Below are 19785 nucleotides of genomic sequence, written 5' to 3' on the forward strand. Positions count from 1 at the left end.
TCATGCGTGATAATGGGTTGGTGTGCCGATAGAGGTATGGATGGGAAAGATTCTGATCGTTGATGACGATAAGGCGTTTTCGCAATTTCTCAAACGATATATAAATCAACATTATCCAGTACTCAAGGTGCAGATTTGCACGAGTCCGGTCCGAGCCCTTCCGATAATAAGCAAGGGTGATGTTGATCTGCTTCTGGTGGACTACGAAATGCCGGTGCTTGACGGGGATAAGGTCGTCAAGTACGCATGCGAAGTGGGGATGGACAAGAGCAGGATAATCGTACTTTCCAGCCGTGACGCGGATTTTCTCCACGAGCATTTCCCCCTGGGGACCTGTCTCGCAGTGATGAACAAGTACGAGACGCGGCAGAAGGCCGTGCTCGATATGGTATTCAGTTCACTTCAGCGCAAGGCGACGGGGAGATAAGGATGATTCCGTGCAGGAGGACCTGCTGATGGGAGCAAAAGAGATAACGGTTGTGTTTTACCGTCAGAATCACCTGAAAGACAATTGGAAAGTGGACCTTGACGGTGTTGAGGCGGAACGTTTCTTCGGCAAGCTGGAGGGAGACCTCTCCCGCGCTGGGGTCGTACTGAAGAGATCTCGCAACGAAGCCTTTACCATAGACATCAACAGCTATGCCGACCTGTTGAATGCGGTAAGAATTTCCTCACCCGCTGATGGCTTCGGTAGCGTCTGCGTCGGGCACATAATCGGGCAAAGCCAGAATCTCGACATTATGGACGACATCCGACGCGCCGTGATGAGAATCGCCTTTGCGCCTGAGACCGTCCCCCCCGAGGACCATAACCGGAAGGTCTGCCACAACTGCGGTTGCGGCTGTTGATCAACTCGCTGAGTCAGCCCTGGAGCGGCGTCACAGGCACAATGCTTGCGGAGAGGGTGCCGTTTTCAAGTGAAAGAAGAGCAAAGCTCGGTTTGCCGAATCCCTTTTTGAGACAACCGGGGTTAACGTAGAGTATCCCATCGATCGTGGTGACGGTGGGGATGTGAGTATGGCCGTAGAGTACCACATCGGCCTTCTCTTCGGCAGCCCTCGTGGCAAGCTTGTCCAAGCCTCCCTTCACGCCGTACCGGTCGCCGTGGGTGAGGAGAAACTTCATTCCTTCAAGCGACAATAAGGATTCCCGTGGGGAGTCTGTCGAAAAATCGCAGTTGCCGAGAACCTTGATGACGGTTTTACCGCACATCAACTCCAGAAAAATGGCATCATCGGTGTCGTCGCCCAGGTGAAAGATGTGATCCACGTCGCCAGCCAGGTCAAAGGCGCGGACGAGAAGGGCTTGGTTGCCGTGGGTATCTGAAAAAATCGCTATTTTCATATTTTTGTTGTAACAAACACCCCCCTCGCAGTCAAAAAGAATATTGCCCTCCATCCATGTCGGTTGCCGATGAAGTCTCGGCAGCCGGATGAGGGAGACCATCCTGACGCTCAGTCCCCGTGGAGAATCCCATGAAGAAAAACCATATAGTGATCGGCGTGATCATCGTGGCTGCCCTTGCCCTACTATTCACCCTTTCGATCCAGATTGCGCGGCTGGTTTTGGGAGATGAACCCATGGTGAGTTCCGGCGAGGGGGTCGGGTATGTGGAAGTCAAGGGGCCTATCCTGGAATCCGAGGAAATCGTCAAACAACTCAGCGAAATGCGGAAAAAGACCAATGTGAAAGCGGTCGTCCTGCGGATTGAGTCGCCCGGCGGGGTTATCGGTCCGTCCCAGGAAATTTACGAAGCGGTGAAAAAGCTCGCCAAGACCAAGAAGGTCGTGGTTTCCATGGGGAGCGTGGCCGCATCTGGAGGATACCACATTGCCATCCCCGCCGCGGTCATCTATGCCAACCCCGGCACCATAACCGGGAGTATCGGCGTTTTGATGAAACTTGCCAATGTCGAGGGCTTGATGGACAAGGTGGGGATGAAGGCCTTTACCCTCAAGAGCGGTAAGTTCAAGGACGCAGGCTCACCGGTACGTGCCTTGACCGATGAGGACAGGGCACTGCTCCAGGGAGTAATCGACAATCTTCACACCCAGTTTGTGAAGGCCGTCGCCGAAGCGCGGAAACTCCCGGTCGAGGAGGTCAGGCGTCTCGCAGACGGGCGGGTGTATACCGGCGAGCAGGCTGTGTCGCTTAAACTCGTTGACCGGCTCGGGACCCTCGAGGATGCCGTTGAGGAGGCGGGTCGCCTGGCAGGAATCAAGGGTGAACCGACATTGCTAAGGCCGCCGAAAAAACGGAAGCATCTCAGGGATTATCTACTGGAAGAAGCATCGGGTTTCTTTCGCGAGACAGTGCGGCGCGAGGGGGGATTCAGCGTCAACTACGAGCTTGATCCGGCCATGGGCAATGTAGGCCATTGAAGGCATGACGGGACGCCATCCCACTCACCAGGTTCTGAAAGCGCCTGAGTCGATGTGAACAAATCCCGAGCTGGGGTAGAAGCCGACACCGCCCATGTGGAGGTCGACGGCAGCCTCCCGAATGCTGGCGATGCTCTTGCCCGGAATGGAGATGTCGATGGCTCTGCCGGCAAGATGGAGGCTATGCTGGGCAACTCCGTGGCCGTTCTCCCGCAGCAGGTTATTGTAGAGGGGCGAACGGTAGGCCGAGATGATGTGTATCTCGTTGTTGCCACCGAACTTCTTGTCGACGAGATTGAGGAACTCAAGGGTGTTGACGTCCATCTCGGTCACTTCATTGGTGTAGTGGCACCGGAGAATCCAGTTGAGGGTGTTGAGGGAGTCGAGATCGTAATTTCCGGCAGCATCCCGGAAGGCCAGGGCAATTCGTTCACGGGTATGGGTGTTGAAGAGGGAAAGCTGTCCAGGGGGCAAGAGTTCCGGTGTTGACACGAAGCGTCCGAATGCCGATCCCACCCCCATGAGTGTAAGTGCTCCTGTAAGGGTGGCCTTTAGAAAGTTTCTTCTGTTTAAAATCTTGAAATCCATTGGTTTTTACCTGCCTTTGTTAGAGTGCTGCGGGAAAACGGAGTCCTATTCGTACCAAAAACGGGTTTTATGTGTCAACCGTTTCGGTCCCTTGCGGCCTGCAGTGGGCGATGAAAGGGGCAGTTGCCGGAACGTATGCCATTGATAAAGCAAAAGGAAGGCCAAGTGCCTTCCTTTCGTAACATTTACGGGAAATGTACACGCGCTCCTCAGCGGGGCATGGGGCAGTATAGGTTGCCGTAGGGGCGGCGGCTCCGGGGAAGAACCTTCACGAACTCTTCCTTGGCCACTTCTGTGTAGTCGATGCCGAAATCGTTGCAGTATTCCTTCAAATACCCTTCCAGCTCAAGCCGATCCTCATCGGTAAGCTCGAACACTCCGACCTCTCGTGAGAGTTTCGTTTCGTCCACGCCACCCCGCACAAAGATGGTGCCGCCGTGCATGCCGGTGCCGAAGCGGAAGCCGTGCTTCGGTTTCTCCGGTTCGTCGCTGAACATGTCGAGAAGGATGAGTACCCCTCCAGCCATGTACTCGCCGAAGAAGTCGCCAGCCTTGCCGCCGGCGATCAGAACCGGCTTGTTGGATTCGTAGGACTTCATGTGGATGCCGACCCGGTATCCCACGTCCTTGCGGATATGGACCCGCCCACCGCGCATGCCGTACCCGAGCACGTCACCGGCGTGGCCGTGGACGATGACCTTGCCCGCATTCATGGTGTTGCCGATGTTGTCTTGGGCGTTGTCGTTAACCACGATGGTGGCGCCGTTCATGAACGCAGCCAGGTCGTTGCCGGGAACGCCGTTGATGGCAATGGTGACAGGCCTGTTAATGCCGTCGCCGATGAAGTACTGGCCGTTCACGTTGTCGAGGACGATTTCCGTGGTGCCTGCGGCCACCGCTTCGCGGATTTTCTGATTCAGGTCCCGGTAGTAGAGACCCTGGGCGTCAATTTTTGTCATAGGAACCTCTCTCAAAGGCCAGGCTGGGGTGAAGGTGGTAACAGATCCCCGGTCCCTGGTCCCGGATGTCAGATTACTCCCGGCTGCATCTTGGCGATGACCGGCTCTCCGCCGCGGGGGGCCCAGACCTTGTCGGGCTTGGGGCAGATCTCGCGGATTGCCGCCTCCTCGGAGGCCATGTACACGAAATCGTCCTTGGTGGCGCAGACCAGGGGGCGGAGCTTCACCCGGTCGTTGAGGCCGATGAGTCCCTCGTTGCTGGCAAAGAGGATGGCGAAGGGGCCGTTGAGCAAGGCGCTGCCGTAACACTGGCGGATGGCGGTGAGAAGCTGCCGCTCGTCTTCGGGAAGGGCGTCGATGATGTCCCAGAAGGGGGAGGCCATGGCCAGGCTCGCCAGTTCCGGGGTGAGACCGTGCTTGCGGATCAGGAGGTCGAGGGTATAGGCCACGACCTCGGTGTCGGTGAGCATGGTGCAGAGGTAACCGTACATCTCCAGGTACCGCTTGTTGATACCGTAGGACGAGATTTCGCCGTTATGGACAATGGACCAGTCCAGAAGCGTGAAGGGGTGAGCGCCACCCCACCAGCCCGGGGTATTGGTCGGGAAGCGGTTGTGGGCAGTCCAGATGTAACCCTTGTACTCTTCGAGCCGGAAGAAGTCGGCAATCTCCTCGGGGTAACCAACCCCCTTGAAGGCCCCCATGTTTTTGCCGGAGGAGACCACGAAGGCTCCTTCGATACCATTATTGATCCCCATGACGTGGCGGACGATGACGTCCTCGTCGGTCATGTTCTGGAACTCGATAGCCTCGTTGTACTCGGCTGTCTGGAGGAGCTTCACGAAGTAGCGCTTGAAGGCCGGCGGGTTGGCGATGGCCGGAGTACGCCGGGTGGGGATCTCTTCGTGATGCTCGATGTAGAAGTGCTGCTCCAGGTATTCCTCGGTTAGTTGCTGCGCCATTCCGCTCTCGTACATGAGGTGGAAGGCGTAGAACTCCTTGAACTCAGGATAGATGCCGTAGGCTGCGAAGCCGCCGCCGAGGCCGTTTCCCCGGTCGTGCATGAGGGCGATGGACTTGATGATGACGTTCCCCTCGACCAGGTTGCCGGCGGTGGAGATGAAGCCGGTCAGGCCGCAGTTGGAGATGTCTTTCTGGAAGTAATGGGTCGGTTTCAATTCTCTGGTCATGTCAAAACCTCGATCTGGTCGTCGCGAAACGGTGCCGGGTCAATGCCCGACGGCTCTGGCCTGCTCGTCAGCTCCCGTAACCTTGCCGACGGGGGCGAAGAGGGCGGAACGGATCTCCCGCGGGAGGTTGACGAAGCCGAAGTCGGGGGTGAGGAGTTGGTCCTTGAAAGAGCTTACCTCGACCCGGTCGCGGATAAGACCGGCAAAGATGCCGGCCCGGTCCACGGCCCCCACGAGGACGGCGCCGGCCAAAAGCCCGTCCTTGAGAACGATCTTGCGGTACTGGTAGTTCTCCAGATCCTGATAGGTGAGGATCTCGTATTCCTTGGGCTCCACCGGGTTCGTGATCCCCATGGAGATGGTGGATACCTTGAAGAGTTCGATGGAGTTCATGGCAATGCCGCCCGGATACCCCTTTGAGCCACCCGCCATGGTTACCCCGGCGATATCCCCCTGGACATAGGCGTCGGGCCAGATTGGCATCGGGTTCTTGACGCCGGAGAAGAAGTCCTTGGCCTCGGCCACGTCGCCGGCAGCAAAGACTCCCTTCACGTTGGTCTCCATCATGTCGTCCACCACGATGCCCCGGTTCACCTCCACGCCGCTTCCCTTGAGGAACCCGGCTGCGGGGCGCACCCCAATGGCGACGATGACCGTGTCGCAAGGGATGAAGTCGCCCGACTTAAGGGTTACGCCGGTGATGGCGGCGCCGTCACCCTCGATCCTGACCACCGTGTCCTCGGTGATGACGTCGATGCCGTTGGCCTTCATCTTCTTGGCAACAACCCGCCCAGCGGGGCGGTCGAAGGCGGCGGAGAGGATCCGGTCGGCCAATTCAACAATAGTGATCTTCTTGTCTAGGAGATGAAGCCCCTCTGCGGCCTTGAGGCCGATGAGGCCGCCGCCGATGACGACCACCTTCTCGATGTCATCGGCAATCCCCTTGAGTTTTGCCGCGTCATCCCAGGTGGTGAAGGTGAAGATCCGGTCCTTGCCGGCCAGCCCCTCGATGGGGGGGACAAAGGGGTCGCCGCCCGTTGCCACGAGGAGCTTGTCATAGGCGATCACGTCGCCGCCGGTGATGGTCACTTTCTGGCGGCCGGTATCGACGCCCACCACCTCCGCGTTGAGGAGGAGGTTCACCCGGTTCTTCTCGTAGAAGTCCTCCGGGAGGTAGGCCATCCGTTTCTCGGTGATGAGCCCGCCCAGGAGGTAGGAGATGAGGGGGCGGCCGTAGGCCACGTGTCGTTCCCGGGAGATGACGGTGATGTTCCCCTGCGGGTCTATGCTTCTGATTCCCCGGATGGCGCCGACAGCAGCCACCGAGTTGCCGATGATGACGTAGTTCATTTCTGGCTCCCCTCCTTGTAGACGAGTGCCCGGTTGGGGCAGGCATCGACGCAGGCCGGGCTGGTGCGGTCCGGGCAGAGGTCGCACTTGTTGGCCTTCTTCTTCTTGAGGTTGCGCTGCACGGCGCCGTAGGGGCAGGCCATGACGCAGGACCAGCAGCCCACGCACTGCTCGGTGTCAATACGGACCACGCCGCTGTCGTTCTTCTGGATGGCGCCGGAGATGCAGGCCCGCAGGCAGTCGGGTTCGTCGCAGTGGCGGCAGGTGGTGGAGAAGGAGACGACCCCGCCATCCCACTCCTCGACGGTGCAGCGGGAGATGGGGCGGTTTTCCTCGTGGAGGAACGCCTTGACCGGGTTCTTGGACTGGGAGTGCTCGGTGATGCAGGCCACCTCGCAGAGGTGGCAGCCGATGCAGACGTCTTCGATCATGTAGATGCGCTTCATACCTTATTCTCCAGCGGGCATGACGCCCAGGATGTTCATGTCTTTCTCAGTGAGGCCAAGGGCGCGGAGCTTGTAACGGTTGCCCCGCAGCGACTCCAGGGCGTTGAGTCCCATGCCGCCGAGAATTTCCTTCATCTCGTGGCCCCAGGCGTGAACAAGGTTCACCAGCCGCTCGGCACCCAGTTCGGGGTTGAGGCGCTTGGCGAGGTAGGGGGTGTTTGTGGTGATTCCCCAAGGGCACTTGCCGGTGTAGCAGCGCTGGCAGAGGGTGCATCCGAGGGCCAGGAGCGTCGATGTCCCCATGTTGATGGCGTCAGCCCCCAGCGCGATAGCCTTGATGGCGTCGCCCGAGGAGCGGACCCCGCCCCCCACCACGATGGATACCTGGTTCCTGATTCCCTCGTCCCGGAGCCGAGCGTCAACGGCAGCCAGGGCCAGTTCCATGGGGATGCCGACGTTGTCGCGGATCACTTGGGGCGCCGCGCCGGTCCCCCCCCGAAAACCGTCGATGGTGATGATGTCGGCGCCGGCCCGGGCAACACCGGAGGCGATAGCTGCCACGTGGTGGACCGCGGCGATCTTCACCGACACCGGCTTCGTGTAGTTGGTGGCTTCCTTGAGGGCGAAGATCAACTGGCGCAGATCCTCGATGGAGTAAATGTCGTGGTGTGGCGCCGGCGAGATGGCGTCGGCACCAGCCGGGATCATCCGGGTCTCGGAGATTTGGTCGTTGACCTTCTCTCCGGGGAGGTGACCGCCGATGCCCGGTTTTGCCCCCTGGCCAACCTTGATCTCGATGGCGACGCCGGCGTTCAGGTATGCCTCGCTCACGCCGAAGCGGCCCGACGCCACCTGAACCATGACGTTGCTGCCGTACTGGTAGAGGTCCCTGTGGAGTCCTCCCTCGCCGGTGTTGTAAAGGGTGCCCAGCTCCTTGGCTGCCATGGCCATGGCCTTGTGGGCGTTGAGGTTAAGGGCACCGTAGCTCATGGCGGAGAAGATGAAGGGGTACTCCATCTTGATCTGGGGGGTAAGCTTCGTGGCGAGCTTGGGCTTGCCGGTCTGCTCGTCACGGACCACCTCGATGGAGTGGGGCTTCTTACCCAGGTAGGTACGCAACTCCATGGGCTCCCGAAGGGGGTCGATGGAAGGGTTGGTTACCTGGGAGGCGTCCAGCAGCATGTGATCCCAGTAGATGGGATACTTGGCCGGGTTCCCCATGGCAGCCAGGAGAATCCCCCCCGTGTCGGCCTGGGCGTAGAGGTTGCGGATGTGGGCGTTTGACCACGATTCGTTCCGCTTGAACACCTCTTCGTTGCTCCGGATGGTGATGGCGCCGGTGGGACAGAGGGCCGAGCAACGGCGGCAGCCGATGCAGAGGGTGTTGTCCTCGGTCAGGGCGTCGGCCGTAGCCTCATAGGCGTGGACCTCGTAGGCGCACTGGCGGACGCAGACCTTGCAGCGGATGCACGTGGCGTCGTTGCGGTCGATGATGAATTCGTTGAACGATTCCGTGACAGATTTGTAGAGCACCGTGGAACCTCCTGAAAGCGGGTGCGCGAGTGGTGGGTACTCTCGCGCCTCGTGGCTTACTGATTATACAAGAGGCGTACCAGTTTTGTGGCTTCTGGTGTTGTTGGTGTCAACGCTTTGAAATAACGCGTAAATTTAGGTTCATTGAAGAGCTTGTCGATGTGGGAAGGCGCTTGAATTAGTTGCGGCTTATGGGGTTGGGATACCAGAGTGTAAAAAAGGGATACTGTTGGATTACATTGTTTGCACACTAGCCGGTTGGATAGATGGTCTACAATGAAGATTGCCGCAGTGGTCAGCGCCCGAGGAAGAGCGTGCGGTATTTACGGATCTCCTGCTCGAATGTTTGTTCGATCTCTCCTTTTGGGCTGTTCAGTCTGTAATAGACAAGAGCAAAGGCAATGGCGCCGAAAAGAAAAAAGATGCAGGCGGCTGTTGCTAATCGCAACAACCGCTTGCGGCGGGAGTAAGATGCATACTCAAGGGAAGAGATACTTACGGTGCCGCCCTGGTGGTCACGAAGCCGATCCAGCTGTTCGCGTGAGATGAACCTGATTACTGAGTCGCGGTCCCGCTCGTCGATGCAGAGGAAATGGAGGGCGGTGCTGAACAGCGGGGGAGTCCCTTCCTTGGTGCGGAGGGGGTCCACGTGGACCACCTCCGCAATGATCGGCACAATCTTGAGATCTTCAAGGGGGAGGTAGAGTTCCATTGTCAGGAGAGTGCCTGTCTGAAATTTATCCCGGGTTCTGATTCTGATGCCCGAGCCGCTCAGATTGGCCGCCAGTGGAACTGCCCTAGACGGTTCAGTGGCAGGAGATGTATCCCCATCGGATGATATATGGGCGGCATCGCCCGTGGATTGTTGTGTTGGATACCGTTTTGCCCGCCACCTTTCCTGCAGTTGCTCGGGAGCTGCGTCGAGGTCCAACTGATACCGAACCGGAATATAGGTCTCAATGCGGTAGTACTCACGCATTTCATCGGGGATGACGTTGCCGATCAACCGGGCGGTTACCTGTGAGCCGTCCCGTTCAGCTACAATAATGGCACGGCTGCAGTAGGCGTTGCCATCCTTTCCCGTGCGGATATCGACGAAAGTTCCCGTTTCTGCCCTGACATCTTCGGGAAGAGCATCACGTGAAAGCTGTAACGTGATGAGATCCTCTTCCTGGAGGGTGATAATCGCTCCATCGCGGAACGGTCTATTTTGCCCGCGGGGGAAGCGAACCTCAACCCGGAGTCCGGCAGAGAAATGCTTCTGGTAATCGGAGAACTCTTCTTTCATGGAGCTTCCATGGTTTCAGGATTGGATGAGTTCGTTGAGTTCTTTGAGAAGTTTTTCCAGATCGGTCTTGTGGACGCCGGCGCCGTGCTCAAGCTCTTCGTAATCGGCCACCTGGCATTCGTAGCAGTCGAGGCCGTACTTTTCAAATATTTTCAGGGATTGGGGATAGGTGCGGATGATGTCGCCGATTCTCATGGATTTCGTGATCATCGCCTACTCCTTTGTCGGGGCTTAAGCCCTGTTTTCCGCCATTCCTGAACTCAAGATACACAATACTCATCGGCAGGTTCGGCGGATGCTTTAGGTTATCGTCTCTTCGTGCCGGTTGAATATGAAAAAAGACGAGGTAGTACTGGGAAATCCTCGCCTTCTTCCATTGAGGGTAGCGTCCGCTCTAGCTCAAGTCTATCTGGGTTTTGAGAACTTATCCCTGAGGGCTTCCCGCACGAGGGGAGGGACCAGACTGTCGATGGGGCCGTTCAGGGAACTGACTTCCTTGACGATGGATGACGACAGGTATCCGTAGGGAACCGATGTCATCATGAAGAGCGTTTCAACGTCCTGGGAGATGCTTCTGTTCATCTGGGCGATCTGGAATTCGTATTCGAAATCGGATATTGCCCGAAGCCCTCGGATGATGACCGTTGCGTTTTGGGAGAGGACGTAATCTACCAGAAGGCCGTCGAAAGTGTCAACGCGCGCCCTGACGTTGTCCGCCAGCACACGCTGGATCATGTCGACCCGTTCATCAATGGAAAAGAGGGAGTTCTTTGCCGAATTGCGGGCCACGGCAACGATGATTTCGTCGAAGATTCGCAGCCCCCGGTCAATGATGTCAAGATGACCGTAGGTGATGGGGTCGAAGGAGCCGGGGTAGACGGCAACTTTTCTAGGCATGGTCGTCAGGAGTCCCTTTCTGGAAAAAAGTGAGGGCGGTGTCGCCGTAAACCCTCCGGTCGAACTGCTGCAATGAACCGAATCTTTCAGGAAAAACTTCACCCGAATCCGATTCAGATACAATGATTGTTTCCCTGGTGACAAACGGTGCTGAGGCCAAGAGGCCGAGGACCTTTTCAGCCAAACCCTGCCGATAGGGAGGGTCGAGGAAAATGATGTGGAGCGGTGCAATATTTTCGTTAAGACATTGTAGTGCTGAAGCAGCGTCTTTTACGATAACCCTGCCTCTGTCTGTGAGATTGAGTTGGGTGAGGTTCTGCCGGATAATGGCGGCCGACTCCCGGTGGCTGTCGATGAATATTGCCTCGCTGCACCCCCGGCTCAGGGCCTCGATGCCGAGATTGCCGGTTCCCGCGAAGATGTCGAGTACTCTCAGTCCCTCCAGGTTCCCCAGAAGGGAAGTGAGAATGCTGAACAATGCCTCCTTGACCCGATCCGCAGTGGGGCGTACCCTTTCGCCCCGCGGGGCGGCAAGGCGGCGTCCCCGCGCGGTTCCGCCGATGACCCTCACCGGGGCTTCCCGATGGAGGCAGCCAGGCGGGAGGCGCTTCCCTTGGCGTGGAACGCCTGAAGAAACTCCTTGGCTTCGCGGTATGCCATGTCAAGAATCTGCTTTGCATTCTCCTCGGGGATCGCGTCGATCTCGGATTTGAATACTTTTGTGGCGAACTTTATGTCCTTGCCGTTCTCCCGTGCCCAGTGGCGCATGGCGTCCATGAGGTCGAGGGGAAGCCCTGCATGGGCTACGTTTTGCCAGAGGGTGCCGATGTTTCCCTTGCGGATACCATAGTTGGCGAGCTTGCCCACGAGCCGCAGGGGAGTCCCGGTAATACCGTGCTGTACCAATCCCGCAAGGCCGAGGTGAACGGCGGCGTCGTAAATTTCCCTTGTCCGGTCCAGATCGATTCTGATCATCTCGCCGTCCAGGTAATTTCCCCGCTTGGAGCCGTTGTCAATGGCGAGGAGTTGGGGATGAATCCCTTGTTTCGCAAGACTGGACAAAAATTCTTCAGTTTCCTCCACCGTGGTCAGGTTCGATTCAACTCCCGGCCGTTTGACTTCACCCAGCTCTACTTCAAGGCCGTATCCCTCGTTCTCAACTGTTGCAGCCAGTTCAGCGGTGATCCGGATGTTGTCCGGCAGGGGATTGAAAGACGCATCGATGGCGAAGGAGGTATAACCCGCTTCGATCTGACCCTCGATGAGAAGCCGGGCGCACTCCTGCTCTTGGGGAGAAGTGTTTTGGACGGTGGTATGATCGCCATGGATGATGAACGGTTTTGTGAATTTGTACCGTTCGGCGCATTCGATTACCGTGTCGAAAAATACCTGCGGGGTCTGACCGGTATAGCCTCCATCGAGTCCCCCTTCGGTGCGAGTCAACTCGAAGGCGATCACGGCATCGAGTTCCTCGGCGGCCTTCATGATACCGGGAATAACATGTTTGACCCGTGGGTTGCAGGCCATGAGGATCAAATTTTCGTTTTTAAGTGCGGAGAACAAGTCGCGGCCATTGAGAAGGCAGATTCGCGACTGTGACCCAATTTTGTTGCGGATCCGTGGAGGAACCAATTCGAGGAGATCATTCATAATGTTCAAGTATGCAATCCTTGCAAAAAGTTGATATTCTTAAAAAAGGCTTAGAAATTTAGCATGATACGTCAATTGTAGTCAATGGATATCTTTTCGCCATTGACACCCCCGGGAAGCGACATTAGAGTTGGGCGGAACGGGAGGAAAGTGGATATGACAGAAGTAGTTGAGGCACGTTCCCTGGAACGCTCCGATTTGGCCGGCTTTGCGGCACGAAGCGCTGAATCACGCGGCAGGAAGTATCAGGAAGCTTTTCGTGATCATCGCCCTGCCTTTGAGCGGGACCGGGACAGAATTATCCACTGTGCGGCATTTCGCCGTCTGGAATACAAAACCCAGGTGTTCGTCAATCATGAAGGGGACTACTATCGTACCCGGCTCACCCACTCCCTCGAAGTGGCCCAGATAGGGAAGGCCATCGCCCGGCGATTGGGATTGAACGAGGAATTGACCGAGGCGTTGGCCCTTGCCCATGACCTGGGACATACTCCCTTCGGCCACACGGGAGAAGAGGTCCTGAACCGCCTTATGGAGGGGTTTGGCGGCTTTGAGCACAACCTTCAGTCTTTTCGGGTGGTAGACGAGTTAGAGGAGAGGTATCCCGGTTTCAACGGTCTCAATCTTTCATGGGAGGTGCTCGAGGGGATCGTCAAGCATTCTTCCCCCTATGACCGGCCGGTGGGGGTGATCGACGGGTTCCTTCCCGGCGTGGTGCCGACCATTGAGGCGCAGATCATCAATTATGCAGACGAAATTGCCTACAACAATCACGACATCGACGACGGGCTCAAGTCTGGTTTCATAACCCTTGACCAACTTGATAGCGTTGAGCTTTGGCGAGAGGTTCACGAAGGAATAGCCAGAGCTTATCCTGATATCGATCCGGAGCGGCGTAAGTTTCAGACCATCAGTGCCCTTATCGGTGTTTTCATCAAGGATCTGACCATCACCAGCCTGGAAAACGTTCGACGCCTGAGCATCGCTTCTCTGGATGATTTGCGAAGGATTAACCGTCCAGTGGTGGCCTTTAGTCCGGCCATGGCTGAAAAAAATCGTAAACTCAAAGGGTTTCTTTTTGAAAACCTCTACCGTCACTATAGGGTTGAGCGGATGCGGGTGAAAGCCGAGCGCTATCTCACTCAACTCTTCGAATCCTACGTGAAGCACCCGACGCTTTTACCGCGCAAATATCAGAAAAAAATGGAAATTCTGGGACGGGAACGGGTCGTGTGCGACTATATTGCCGGAATGACAGACCGCTTCGCTCTTGATGAATTCAAGCGTCTTTTCGAGCCTTATGAAAGAGTGTGACTGCATGCCGTAACTATTCGTCAACACAGGAAGATATGCCTAATTTCTTGACTTGTTGTCGGCGTTGAGTTAGTGCTGTAGAAAAATGCATGGTAGACGATAATACTCAACCATTCGCGAGAGTGGGGCGGAAAGCCTACAGGGTCTCACGCAGACAGCCGGGTTGCCGAAATATCATTTCAGAATGATGAGGCCCCGGTTTTTTTGCGTTCAACCGCCTTTTGTTGCGAAAGGGGAGGGTAATCTTGTTTAAAAAGGAGATTTTTATGAAGAAGTTTTTTATGGCTGTGCCTTTGGTCTTAGCGACGGCTTCTCCGCTGCTTGCTGCCTCCGACGTTGGTTTCGACGTGAATATAAACGTCGGGAACCGCCCCGGAGTTGTCATCCCGGCGCCGCCGGCAGTGGTGGTCCCGACTCCGCGGGTAGTGATTGAGGAACCGCCGGTTTTTATTGAGCCTCCCCGTCTCGGTTTTTATGTTGGTGTCGATGTTCCGTACGATCTCTTCTACATTTCCGGTCGCTACTACCTCTGGCAAGACAATCACTGGTACCGTGCACCCCACTATAGAGGACCCTGGAACGTGGTCAGTTACAGCAATCTCCCTCCCGGACTCCGTAAACACAAACTGGAGAGGATTCGTTACTATCGTGACGATGAGTATCGGGTCTACCACCGCGAACATGATCGTTACCGGGGCAAGCACTTCAAGCCTGAAAAGGAGTACAAGAAGCGTTACAAAGAGGAGCGAAAGCGGGAAAAGTTCGAGAACAAGCATCGTGGCGAGGGGAGAGGTCACGGGCACGGCGACTGATTTTTGATATTGTCGGCATAGAAGCGAGTTGTGAATAAAAAAAGCCCGGAGAAATCCGGGCTTTTTTTTGGATATGTGCCGGGGTGTTATTTACCCTTGGGAAACTCCAGTTTGGGCTCGTCGGCCTTGCGGTAAAGAAGGAAAGTTCTCCCGAGCACCTGGGCAACCTCTGCACCACAGGCTTGCGCCAGTTCGTCGGCCACCTCGTGTCGGCCCATTATGCAACTTTCGAGAATTTTTACCTTGATGAGCTCGTGATGTTCGAGTGCTTCGCTGGTTTCGCGCACAAGGGATTCGGAGATTTCTCCTTTGCCAACAGTGATTACGGGATTGAGGTTGTGCCCCAACCCCCGGAGGAAGCGTTTCTGTTTTCCGGTCAGCATGTAAGTTCCTTTGTCAGTGGTTAGTCAGACTGCCGGACGTATAGCACGAATCAAGCGGCAAGGCAACGTACGCTTGTTGCGCCCTAGGCCCTGGCTGATGGCACGAATCTTCTGGCTACTGCTGCACCATCCCGTTGATCGTGCTCAGCAATAATTCCTTTTTGATCGGCTTGGGAAGGTGCGTTGTACAGCCCGCTTCCCGTGCCCTCAGAAAATCGCTTCGTTCGGGACCAGCCGTAAGAGCAACTATAGGCACTGCCGGTCGGTTATGAGCTCGTTCCCATTCCCTGATCTTCTTCGTGGCCGAAAGTCCATCCATGACGGGCATCTGGATGTCCATGATAACCAGGTCGTAGTTGTTTGATATGAACTTTTTCAGCGCCTCTTCACCGTTGAGAGCCATGTCGACAGTGTGAGAGGTGGTTCCGAGAAAAGCGCTGAGGAGCATTCGTATTTCCGCGGCGTCTTCCGCCAGGAGAATCCGCAGACTTCGTTCCGGCAGGCTTGCCGATTTCCTTCGCTCTGTTGCGGGGGAAAGAGCCGCGACAGGGGCACCGAATCGGGCGTTGAATACGAAAGTGGTTCCTTTCCCTTCTTTGCTCGTCACCCTGATCGTGCCACCCATTAAACCGATTAGCCCCTTGGCGATGGTGAGCCCAAGCCCTGTTCCTCCGTAGATACGGAACGTGGCCGGAGACGCTTGGGCGTATCGCTCGAAAATTTCTTCAAGCTTGTCACCGGGAATGCCTACCCCCGTGTCCTGGATGGTGAAAATGAGAGAGTTTTCCTGGGGAGCCGACGATGGGTCCGGCTCAACCGTGAGGGTGATTTTCCCCTGTTCTGTGAATTTTATGGCGTTACCAGCCAGATTGAGTATCACCTGCTGGAGTCGTTTCGGATCTCCGATGAGTCGGGCAGGAATGTCAGGTGACACGCTATATTCCACGTCGAGACCTTTTCTCCCCGCCTGCCAGACGATAAGTTGCATAGTCCTTTCGAGCAGCTCCCGGAAAGGGAATTCTATCTTGTCTAGGTGAATACGTCCTGCTTCAAGACGCGAATTATCGAGAAGGTCATTGACAAGAGAGAGAAGAAATTCTCCCGCATGATTGAATGCGTTGAGATATTCAATCTGCTTATTGTCGAGGGGCGTTTCACGGAGCAGTTCGACCGCGCCTGTCAGCATCTGTATTTGAGAGCGGATTTCATGGCTCACCAGGGTGATAAGATCTTCCCTGGATTTACAGGCAGCCTCGGCTGAAACCTTGGCTCGCTTGAGATCCCGTTCGATATTTTTCCGCTCGGCCAGTTCCGTCTGTAATTCGATTACAAGACGTTCGAGCTCGGCAATTTGATCGGCATCCGCTACGGTTGTCGTGCCGGTCTGGGTCACGGTCGGTTTTCCTCTTGGCGCACGTGTGCAAACATGAAGAACAAGCCCTTTTGTGCCGAATGGTAATGAATTCTGTTACAGTAATGATGCCTAATCTGCACGATTTGTATATCACAGCTCCATGGGCTCGGCAATCGCAGAAGTGGCGAATCCTAGTGCTAACATCCAGCCTCTGGGTATTCTGGAGAATCCCCTTTACAAAATCTGCCTCTTTCAGCTATTGTTCTACGGTTACACTCAGTTTACGACAAGGTGTCTATGAAGATCGAAACCATCCGAAATTTCTCCATAATCGCCCATATCGACCATGGTAAGTCCACCCTTGCCGACCGACTCCTGGAGTATACCGGCGCCCTTTCAGAGCGTGAGAAGCAAGACCAGTTCCTCGACAAGATGGACCTGGAGCGGGAGCGTGGGATAACCATCAAGGCTCAGACCGTCCGGCTGAACTACCAGGCCGACGACGGGAAGGACTACGTGCTGAACCTGATTGATACCCCGGGGCATGTGGATTTCACCTACGAGGTTTCCCGCTCCCTCGCCGCCTGTGAGGGGGGGCTTCTGGTGGTGGATGCCTCTCAGGGGGTGGAGGCCCAGACCCTCGCCAACGTCTATCTGGCCATCGATAACAACCTTGAGGTCTTTCCGGTCCTGAACAAGATCGACCTGCCTGCGGCGGAACCGGAGCGGGTCAAGCACGAGATCGAGGAGATCATCGGCCTGGACGCCCACGATGCGGTGCTGGCCAGCGCCAAGGAGGGGATCGGCACCCGGGAGATCCTGGAAGAAATCGTCAAGAAGATCCCGCCACCGGAGGGGGATCCGACCGCGCCGCTCAAAGCCCTTCTCTTCGATTCGTGGTATGACCAGTACCAAGGGGTCATTATCCTGGTGAGGCTTATTGACGGCACCCTCAAGAAGGGGGACAAGATCCAGCTCGTCTCCACCGCTCGCAGCTACGAGGCTCTGAAGGTTGGTGTTTTCGCCCCGGTCATGCGCGAGGTTCCCCAGTTGTCGGCCGGCGAGGTCGGTTTTGTCATCGCCGGCATCAAGGATGTTGCCGACGCCAAGATCGGCGATACCGTCACCCATGCCCTCAAGCCCTGTACGACTCCCCTCGGCGGTTTCAAGGAAGTGAAACCGATGGTTTTTTCGGGGCTGTATCCCATCGACACCTCGCAATACGAGCAGCTTCGAGACGCCCTGGCCAAGCTCAAGCTCAACGATTCTTCCTTCTCCTACGAGCCGGAAACGTCGTTGGCGTTGGGATTTGGCTTCCGGTGCGGCTTTCTGGGGCTTCTCCATATGGAGATCATTCAGGAGCGGCTGGAAAGGGAGTTCAATCTCGACCTCATCACCACGGCACCCACGGTTGTCTACAAGGTTCACCGGCTCAAAGGTGACGTGATCTCCATCGAGAGTGCCAACCAGCTTCCTCCGACCCAGGAGATCGATTACATCGAGGAACCGTTCATTCTTGCCTCCATCCACACCCCCAACGAGTTTGTGGGCGGAATTCTGGCTCTCTGCGAGGAGAAGCGGGGGGTGCAGCGGGAGATCAAGTACCTGACACCGACGAGGGTCATGATTATCTACGAACTCCCCTTGAACGAGGTGGTTCTGGACTTCTACGACCGCCTCAAGTCCATCACCAAGGGGTACGCTTCCCTTGATTATGAGCATCTGGATTACCGCAGGAGCGAACTCGTGCGGATGAACATCATGATCAACGGCGAGGTGGTGGACGCACTCTCCCTCATAATTCACCGTGACAAGGCCTACTATCGGGGGCGCGACCTCGTTTCCAAGATGAAGGAACTGATCCCTCGTCAGATGTTCGAGGTAGCTATCCAGGCTGCCATCGGCACGAAGGTCATTGCCCGGGAAACCGTCAAGGCCCTGCGCAAGGATGTTCTCGCCAAGTGCTACGGCGGTGACATTACGCGTAAGCGCAAGCTTCTCGAAAAGCAGAAGGAAGGGAAAAAACGGATGAAGAACGTGGGGAACGTGGAGTTACCCCAAGAGGCTTTCCTCGCCATTCTCAAGGTGGAAGAGTAAGAGCTTGCCTGTATAAAGCTCTTTAAATGAATTCGCCGAAAAGGAACCGCAATGGATTACAAAAACTCTCAATACGGATCGAACAACGCCGTGGACGAAACACCGGCAGCAGAGCAGCAGGTAAAGAAAAAACATATTGTTCGGGAATATGCCGAGTCGATTATCATAGCTGTTATCCTTGCCCTCATTATCAGGACGTTCGTGGTGCAGGCATTCAAGATTCCCTCCGGATCCATGGAAGATACCCTTGCCATTGGTGATCATATTCTCGTCTGCAAGTTCATCTACGGCACCAAGATTCCCTTTTCCGACCTGAAAATTGCCCCGATCCGGGAGCCGAAGCGAGGCGATGTCATTGTCTTTGAATATCCCGAAGACCCGAGCAAGGACTTCATCAAGCGCGTCATTGGTGTTCCCGGTGATGAAATCAGGGTCATTATGAAGACGGTTTATGTCAACGGAAAGCCCTACAAGATTCCCCAGGAAGTTCACAAGGAGAACGAAGTTATTGCTGCTGCCCAGAATCCTCGGGACAACTTCGGCCCCGTCACGGTTCCGGCCGGCTCCTACTTCGTCATGGGTGACAACAGGGACCGCTCCTACGACAGCCGCTTCTGGGGATTCGTGAAAAGCGAGCAGATCAAGGGACTTGCCTTCATCAAGTATTGGTCGTGGGACCGCGATAATATGCGTGTCCGCTGGAAGAGCATCGGTGACCTGATTCACTGAAATTGACCTTGACACCCTCTGTAACGGGGTGATAAACTTCGTAAAATTTTTGCCGACACACACAAACTTTACCTTTTAAATTAGCCCCGTGAGGTTAGAAAAGGTGCCGATGACAGACTCGTACCATACAGTCTTACTGAGCCTTTTCGCGTCGTGCGGAAGGGCTCTTTTCGTGCCTGCCGGCGGAGTCGGCGGCAAGGCCCTGTGAGCGAAAGGAGGGACGAGGTGGCTGAAGAGAAGACGACCATACTGGACGGGGTTGGCGTGAAACGGGCACTGACCCGCATCGCCCATGAGATTCTTGAGCGGAACAAGGGGGTTGCCGACCTGGTTCTCGTTGGGATCAGGACCGGCGGAGTCCACCTGGCCCGGGAGCTGTCATCCCGGCTTGAAGAGATCGAAGGAGGGAAAGTGTCGGTGGGCGAGGTTGACATCACCCTCTACCGCGACGATTTCAAAGGGCACGCCATTCATCTGCCCGTGGGGAAGACCGACATCCCTTTCACCGTGGAAAAGAAAAAAGTAATCCTAGTGGATGATGTGCTCTTCACCGGCCGGACCATCCGCGCCGCCATGGATGCCATCATGGACCACGGCAGGCCCGACAACATTCAGCTGGCGGTCCTTATCGACCGGGGGCACAGGGAACTCCCTATCAGGGCGGATTTTGTGGGGCGCAACGTACCCACGAGCCGCAAGGAAACGATTACGGTCCAGTTCGATGTCGATGCCAAGCCGGTCGAAGTGGTCCTGGAGAAATGATTGCGTGAGGGGCTGCCACTGGCGGTTGCTTTGACAGGTCAGGCACGGGACC

The 19785-nt window shown here is 56.2% G+C and carries 22 protein-coding genes and 1 riboswitch; of the genes, 8 read left to right on the top strand and 14 right to left on the bottom strand.

Features of this window, described 5'->3' with window-relative positions; all coding sequences use genetic code 11:
• Positions 1–40: 40 nt before the first annotated feature.
• Positions 41–427, top strand: a complete 387-nt coding sequence (locus KI811_RS04450) for a response regulator transcription factor (RefSeq protein ID WP_214185289.1) — start codon at positions 41–43, stop codon at positions 425–427.
• 28 nt (positions 428–455) lie between these two features.
• On the top strand, positions 456–848 hold the full coding sequence (locus KI811_RS04455) for a hypothetical protein (RefSeq protein ID WP_214185290.1): 393 nt from the start codon (positions 456–458) through the stop codon (positions 846–848).
• A 13-nt stretch (positions 849–861) separates the two neighbouring features.
• On the opposite strand, the gene KI811_RS04460 is transcribed toward KI811_RS04455, so the two are convergent.
• Positions 862–1344, bottom strand: a complete 483-nt coding sequence (locus KI811_RS04460; protein ID WP_214185291.1) for a metallophosphoesterase family protein — start codon at positions 1342–1344, stop codon at positions 862–864.
• A 131-nt stretch (positions 1345–1475) separates the two neighbouring features.
• On the opposite strand from KI811_RS04460, the gene sppA reads away from it, so the two are divergent.
• Entirely contained in the window at positions 1476–2381 is a 906-nt protein-coding gene (gene sppA, locus KI811_RS04465; protein ID WP_214185292.1) for a signal peptide peptidase SppA, read from the top strand.
• Positions 2382–2405: 24 nt separating this feature from the next.
• Here sppA and KI811_RS04470 read toward each other — a convergent pair whose 3' ends face one another.
• From KI811_RS04470 to KI811_RS04520, 11 genes are all read right to left on the bottom strand, one after another.
• Entirely contained in the window at positions 2406–2903 is a 498-nt protein-coding gene (locus KI811_RS04470) for a YcbK family protein (protein WP_309298925.1), read from the bottom strand.
• A gap of 275 nt (positions 2904–3178) precedes the next feature.
• Positions 3179–3928, bottom strand: coding sequence for a GltB/FmdC/FwdC-like GXGXG domain-containing protein (locus tag KI811_RS04475; protein WP_214185294.1), 750 nt, complete (start codon positions 3926–3928; stop codon positions 3179–3181).
• A 68-nt stretch (positions 3929–3996) separates the two neighbouring features.
• A complete protein-coding gene (locus KI811_RS04480) occupies positions 3997–5118 on the bottom strand; it encodes a class II glutamine amidotransferase (RefSeq protein ID WP_214185295.1) in 1122 nt (373 codons plus the stop codon).
• A 39-nt stretch (positions 5119–5157) separates the two neighbouring features.
• Entirely contained in the window at positions 5158–6468 is a 1311-nt protein-coding gene (locus KI811_RS04485) for an NAD(P)/FAD-dependent oxidoreductase (protein WP_214185296.1), read from the bottom strand.
• Positions 6465–6914, bottom strand: coding sequence for a 4Fe-4S dicluster domain-containing protein (locus KI811_RS04490; RefSeq protein WP_214185297.1), 450 nt, complete (start codon positions 6912–6914; stop codon positions 6465–6467). Before KI811_RS04490 ends, KI811_RS04485 begins: the two co-directional genes overlap by 4 nt.
• Positions 6915–6917: 3 nt before the next feature.
• Positions 6918–8447, bottom strand: coding sequence for a glutamate synthase-related protein (locus KI811_RS04495; RefSeq protein WP_214185298.1), 1530 nt, complete (start codon positions 8445–8447; stop codon positions 6918–6920).
• Between the two features lie 295 nt (positions 8448–8742).
• Positions 8743–9735 (bottom strand): PilZ-like domain-containing protein, encoded by a 993-nt coding sequence (locus KI811_RS04500; RefSeq protein ID WP_214185299.1) that lies wholly within the window; start codon positions 9733–9735, stop codon positions 8743–8745.
• 15 nt (positions 9736–9750) lie between these two features.
• Positions 9751–9945 carry a DUF1858 domain-containing protein gene (locus tag KI811_RS04505; protein ID WP_214185300.1) on the bottom strand — a complete coding sequence of 65 codons (195 nt, stop codon included), beginning with the start codon at positions 9943–9945 and terminating at the stop codon, positions 9751–9753.
• A 195-nt stretch (positions 9946–10140) separates the two neighbouring features.
• Positions 10141–10632: a pantetheine-phosphate adenylyltransferase gene (gene coaD / locus KI811_RS04510; RefSeq protein ID WP_214185301.1), complete on the bottom strand. Its 492-nt coding sequence runs from the start codon at positions 10630–10632 to the stop codon at positions 10141–10143.
• Positions 10625–11203, bottom strand: a complete 579-nt coding sequence (gene rsmD, locus KI811_RS04515) for a 16S rRNA (guanine(966)-N(2))-methyltransferase RsmD (protein WP_214185302.1) — start codon at positions 11201–11203, stop codon at positions 10625–10627. The genes coaD and rsmD overlap by 8 nt, the downstream gene beginning before the upstream one ends.
• Positions 11200–12282 (bottom strand): class II fructose-bisphosphate aldolase, encoded by a 1083-nt coding sequence (locus KI811_RS04520; RefSeq protein ID WP_214185550.1) that lies wholly within the window; start codon positions 12280–12282, stop codon positions 11200–11202. The genes rsmD and KI811_RS04520 overlap by 4 nt, the downstream gene beginning before the upstream one ends.
• Before the next feature lie 156 nt (positions 12283–12438).
• Here KI811_RS04520 and KI811_RS04525 point away from each other — a divergent pair, with 156 nt between their 5' ends.
• Together KI811_RS04525 and KI811_RS04530 are read left to right on the top strand one after the other, a co-directional pair.
• Positions 12439–13596 carry a deoxyguanosinetriphosphate triphosphohydrolase gene (locus KI811_RS04525; RefSeq protein WP_214185551.1) on the top strand — a complete coding sequence of 386 codons (1158 nt, stop codon included), beginning with the start codon at positions 12439–12441 and terminating at the stop codon, positions 13594–13596.
• Between the two features lie 94 nt (positions 13597–13690).
• Positions 13691–13767, top strand: a riboswitch (cyclic di-GMP riboswitch).
• 95 nt (positions 13768–13862) lie between these two features.
• Positions 13863–14408, top strand: a complete 546-nt coding sequence (locus KI811_RS04530; protein WP_214185303.1) for a YXWGXW repeat-containing protein — start codon at positions 13863–13865, stop codon at positions 14406–14408.
• An 86-nt stretch (positions 14409–14494) separates the two neighbouring features.
• Here the strand turns inward: KI811_RS04530 and yhbY are convergent, their stop codons facing one another.
• Positions 14495–14791: a ribosome assembly RNA-binding protein YhbY gene (gene yhbY, locus KI811_RS04535; protein WP_214185304.1), complete on the bottom strand. Its 297-nt coding sequence runs from the start codon at positions 14789–14791 to the stop codon at positions 14495–14497.
• A 115-nt stretch (positions 14792–14906) separates the two neighbouring features.
• Entirely contained in the window at positions 14907–16184 is a 1278-nt protein-coding gene (locus KI811_RS04540) for an ATP-binding protein (RefSeq protein WP_214185305.1), read from the bottom strand.
• 258 nt (positions 16185–16442) lie between these two features.
• On the opposite strand from KI811_RS04540, the gene lepA reads away from it, so the two are divergent.
• The 3 genes from lepA to pyrR all read left to right on the top strand — a co-directional run bounded on the left by lepA (position 16443) and on the right by pyrR (position 19733).
• Positions 16443–18242 (top strand): translation elongation factor 4, encoded by a 1800-nt coding sequence (gene lepA / locus KI811_RS04545; RefSeq protein ID WP_214185306.1) that lies wholly within the window; start codon positions 16443–16445, stop codon positions 18240–18242.
• A gap of 51 nt (positions 18243–18293) precedes the next feature.
• Entirely contained in the window at positions 18294–18971 is a 678-nt protein-coding gene (lepB, locus tag KI811_RS04550) for a signal peptidase I (protein ID WP_214185307.1), read from the top strand.
• Between the two features lie 225 nt (positions 18972–19196).
• Positions 19197–19733: a bifunctional pyr operon transcriptional regulator/uracil phosphoribosyltransferase PyrR gene (gene pyrR / locus KI811_RS04555; protein WP_214185308.1), complete on the top strand. Its 537-nt coding sequence runs from the start codon at positions 19197–19199 to the stop codon at positions 19731–19733.
• The last annotated feature ends 52 nt before the right edge of the window (positions 19734–19785 follow it).

The sequence above is a fragment of the Geobacter hydrogenophilus genome, assembly GCF_018501225.1.
Classification (GTDB): Bacteria; Desulfobacterota; Desulfuromonadia; order Geobacterales; family Geobacteraceae; genus Geobacter; species Geobacter hydrogenophilus.

Coding starts and splice junctions, on each gene's coding strand:
- KI811_RS04450 (WP_214185289.1), top strand. CDS start 41: ATGGGAAAGATTCTGATCGTTGATGACGATAAGGCGTTTTCGCAATTT.
- KI811_RS04455 (WP_214185290.1), top strand. CDS start 456: ATGGGAGCAAAAGAGATAACGGTTGTGTTTTACCGTCAGAATCACCTG.
- KI811_RS04460 (WP_214185291.1), bottom strand. CDS start 1,344: ATGAAAATAGCGATTTTTTCAGATACCCACGGCAACCAAGCCCTTCTC.
- sppA (WP_214185292.1), top strand. CDS start 1,476: ATGAAGAAAAACCATATAGTGATCGGCGTGATCATCGTGGCTGCCCTT.
- KI811_RS04470 (WP_309298925.1), bottom strand. CDS start 2,903: ATGGGGGTGGGATCGGCATTCGGACGCTTCGTGTCAACACCGGAACTC.
- KI811_RS04475 (WP_214185294.1), bottom strand. CDS start 3,928: ATGACAAAAATTGACGCCCAGGGTCTCTACTACCGGGACCTGAATCAG.
- KI811_RS04480 (WP_214185295.1), bottom strand. CDS start 5,118: ATGACCAGAGAATTGAAACCGACCCATTACTTCCAGAAAGACATCTCC.
- KI811_RS04485 (WP_214185296.1), bottom strand. CDS start 6,468: ATGAACTACGTCATCATCGGCAACTCGGTGGCTGCTGTCGGCGCCATC.
- KI811_RS04490 (WP_214185297.1), bottom strand. CDS start 6,914: ATGAAGCGCATCTACATGATCGAAGACGTCTGCATCGGCTGCCACCTC.
- KI811_RS04500 (WP_214185299.1), bottom strand. CDS start 9,735: ATGAAAGAAGAGTTCTCCGATTACCAGAAGCATTTCTCTGCCGGACTC.
- KI811_RS04505 (WP_214185300.1), bottom strand. CDS start 9,945: ATGATCACGAAATCCATGAGAATCGGCGACATCATCCGCACCTATCCC.
- coaD (WP_214185301.1), bottom strand. CDS start 10,632: ATGCCTAGAAAAGTTGCCGTCTACCCCGGCTCCTTCGACCCCATCACC.
- KI811_RS04520 (WP_214185550.1), bottom strand. CDS start 12,282: ATGAATGATCTCCTCGAATTGGTTCCTCCACGGATCCGCAACAAAATT.
- KI811_RS04525 (WP_214185551.1), top strand. CDS start 12,439: ATGACAGAAGTAGTTGAGGCACGTTCCCTGGAACGCTCCGATTTGGCC.
- KI811_RS04530 (WP_214185303.1), top strand. CDS start 13,863: ATGAAGAAGTTTTTTATGGCTGTGCCTTTGGTCTTAGCGACGGCTTCT.
- yhbY (WP_214185304.1), bottom strand. CDS start 14,791: ATGCTGACCGGAAAACAGAAACGCTTCCTCCGGGGGTTGGGGCACAAC.
- lepA (WP_214185306.1), top strand. CDS start 16,443: ATGAAGATCGAAACCATCCGAAATTTCTCCATAATCGCCCATATCGAC.
- lepB (WP_214185307.1), top strand. CDS start 18,294: ATGGATTACAAAAACTCTCAATACGGATCGAACAACGCCGTGGACGAA.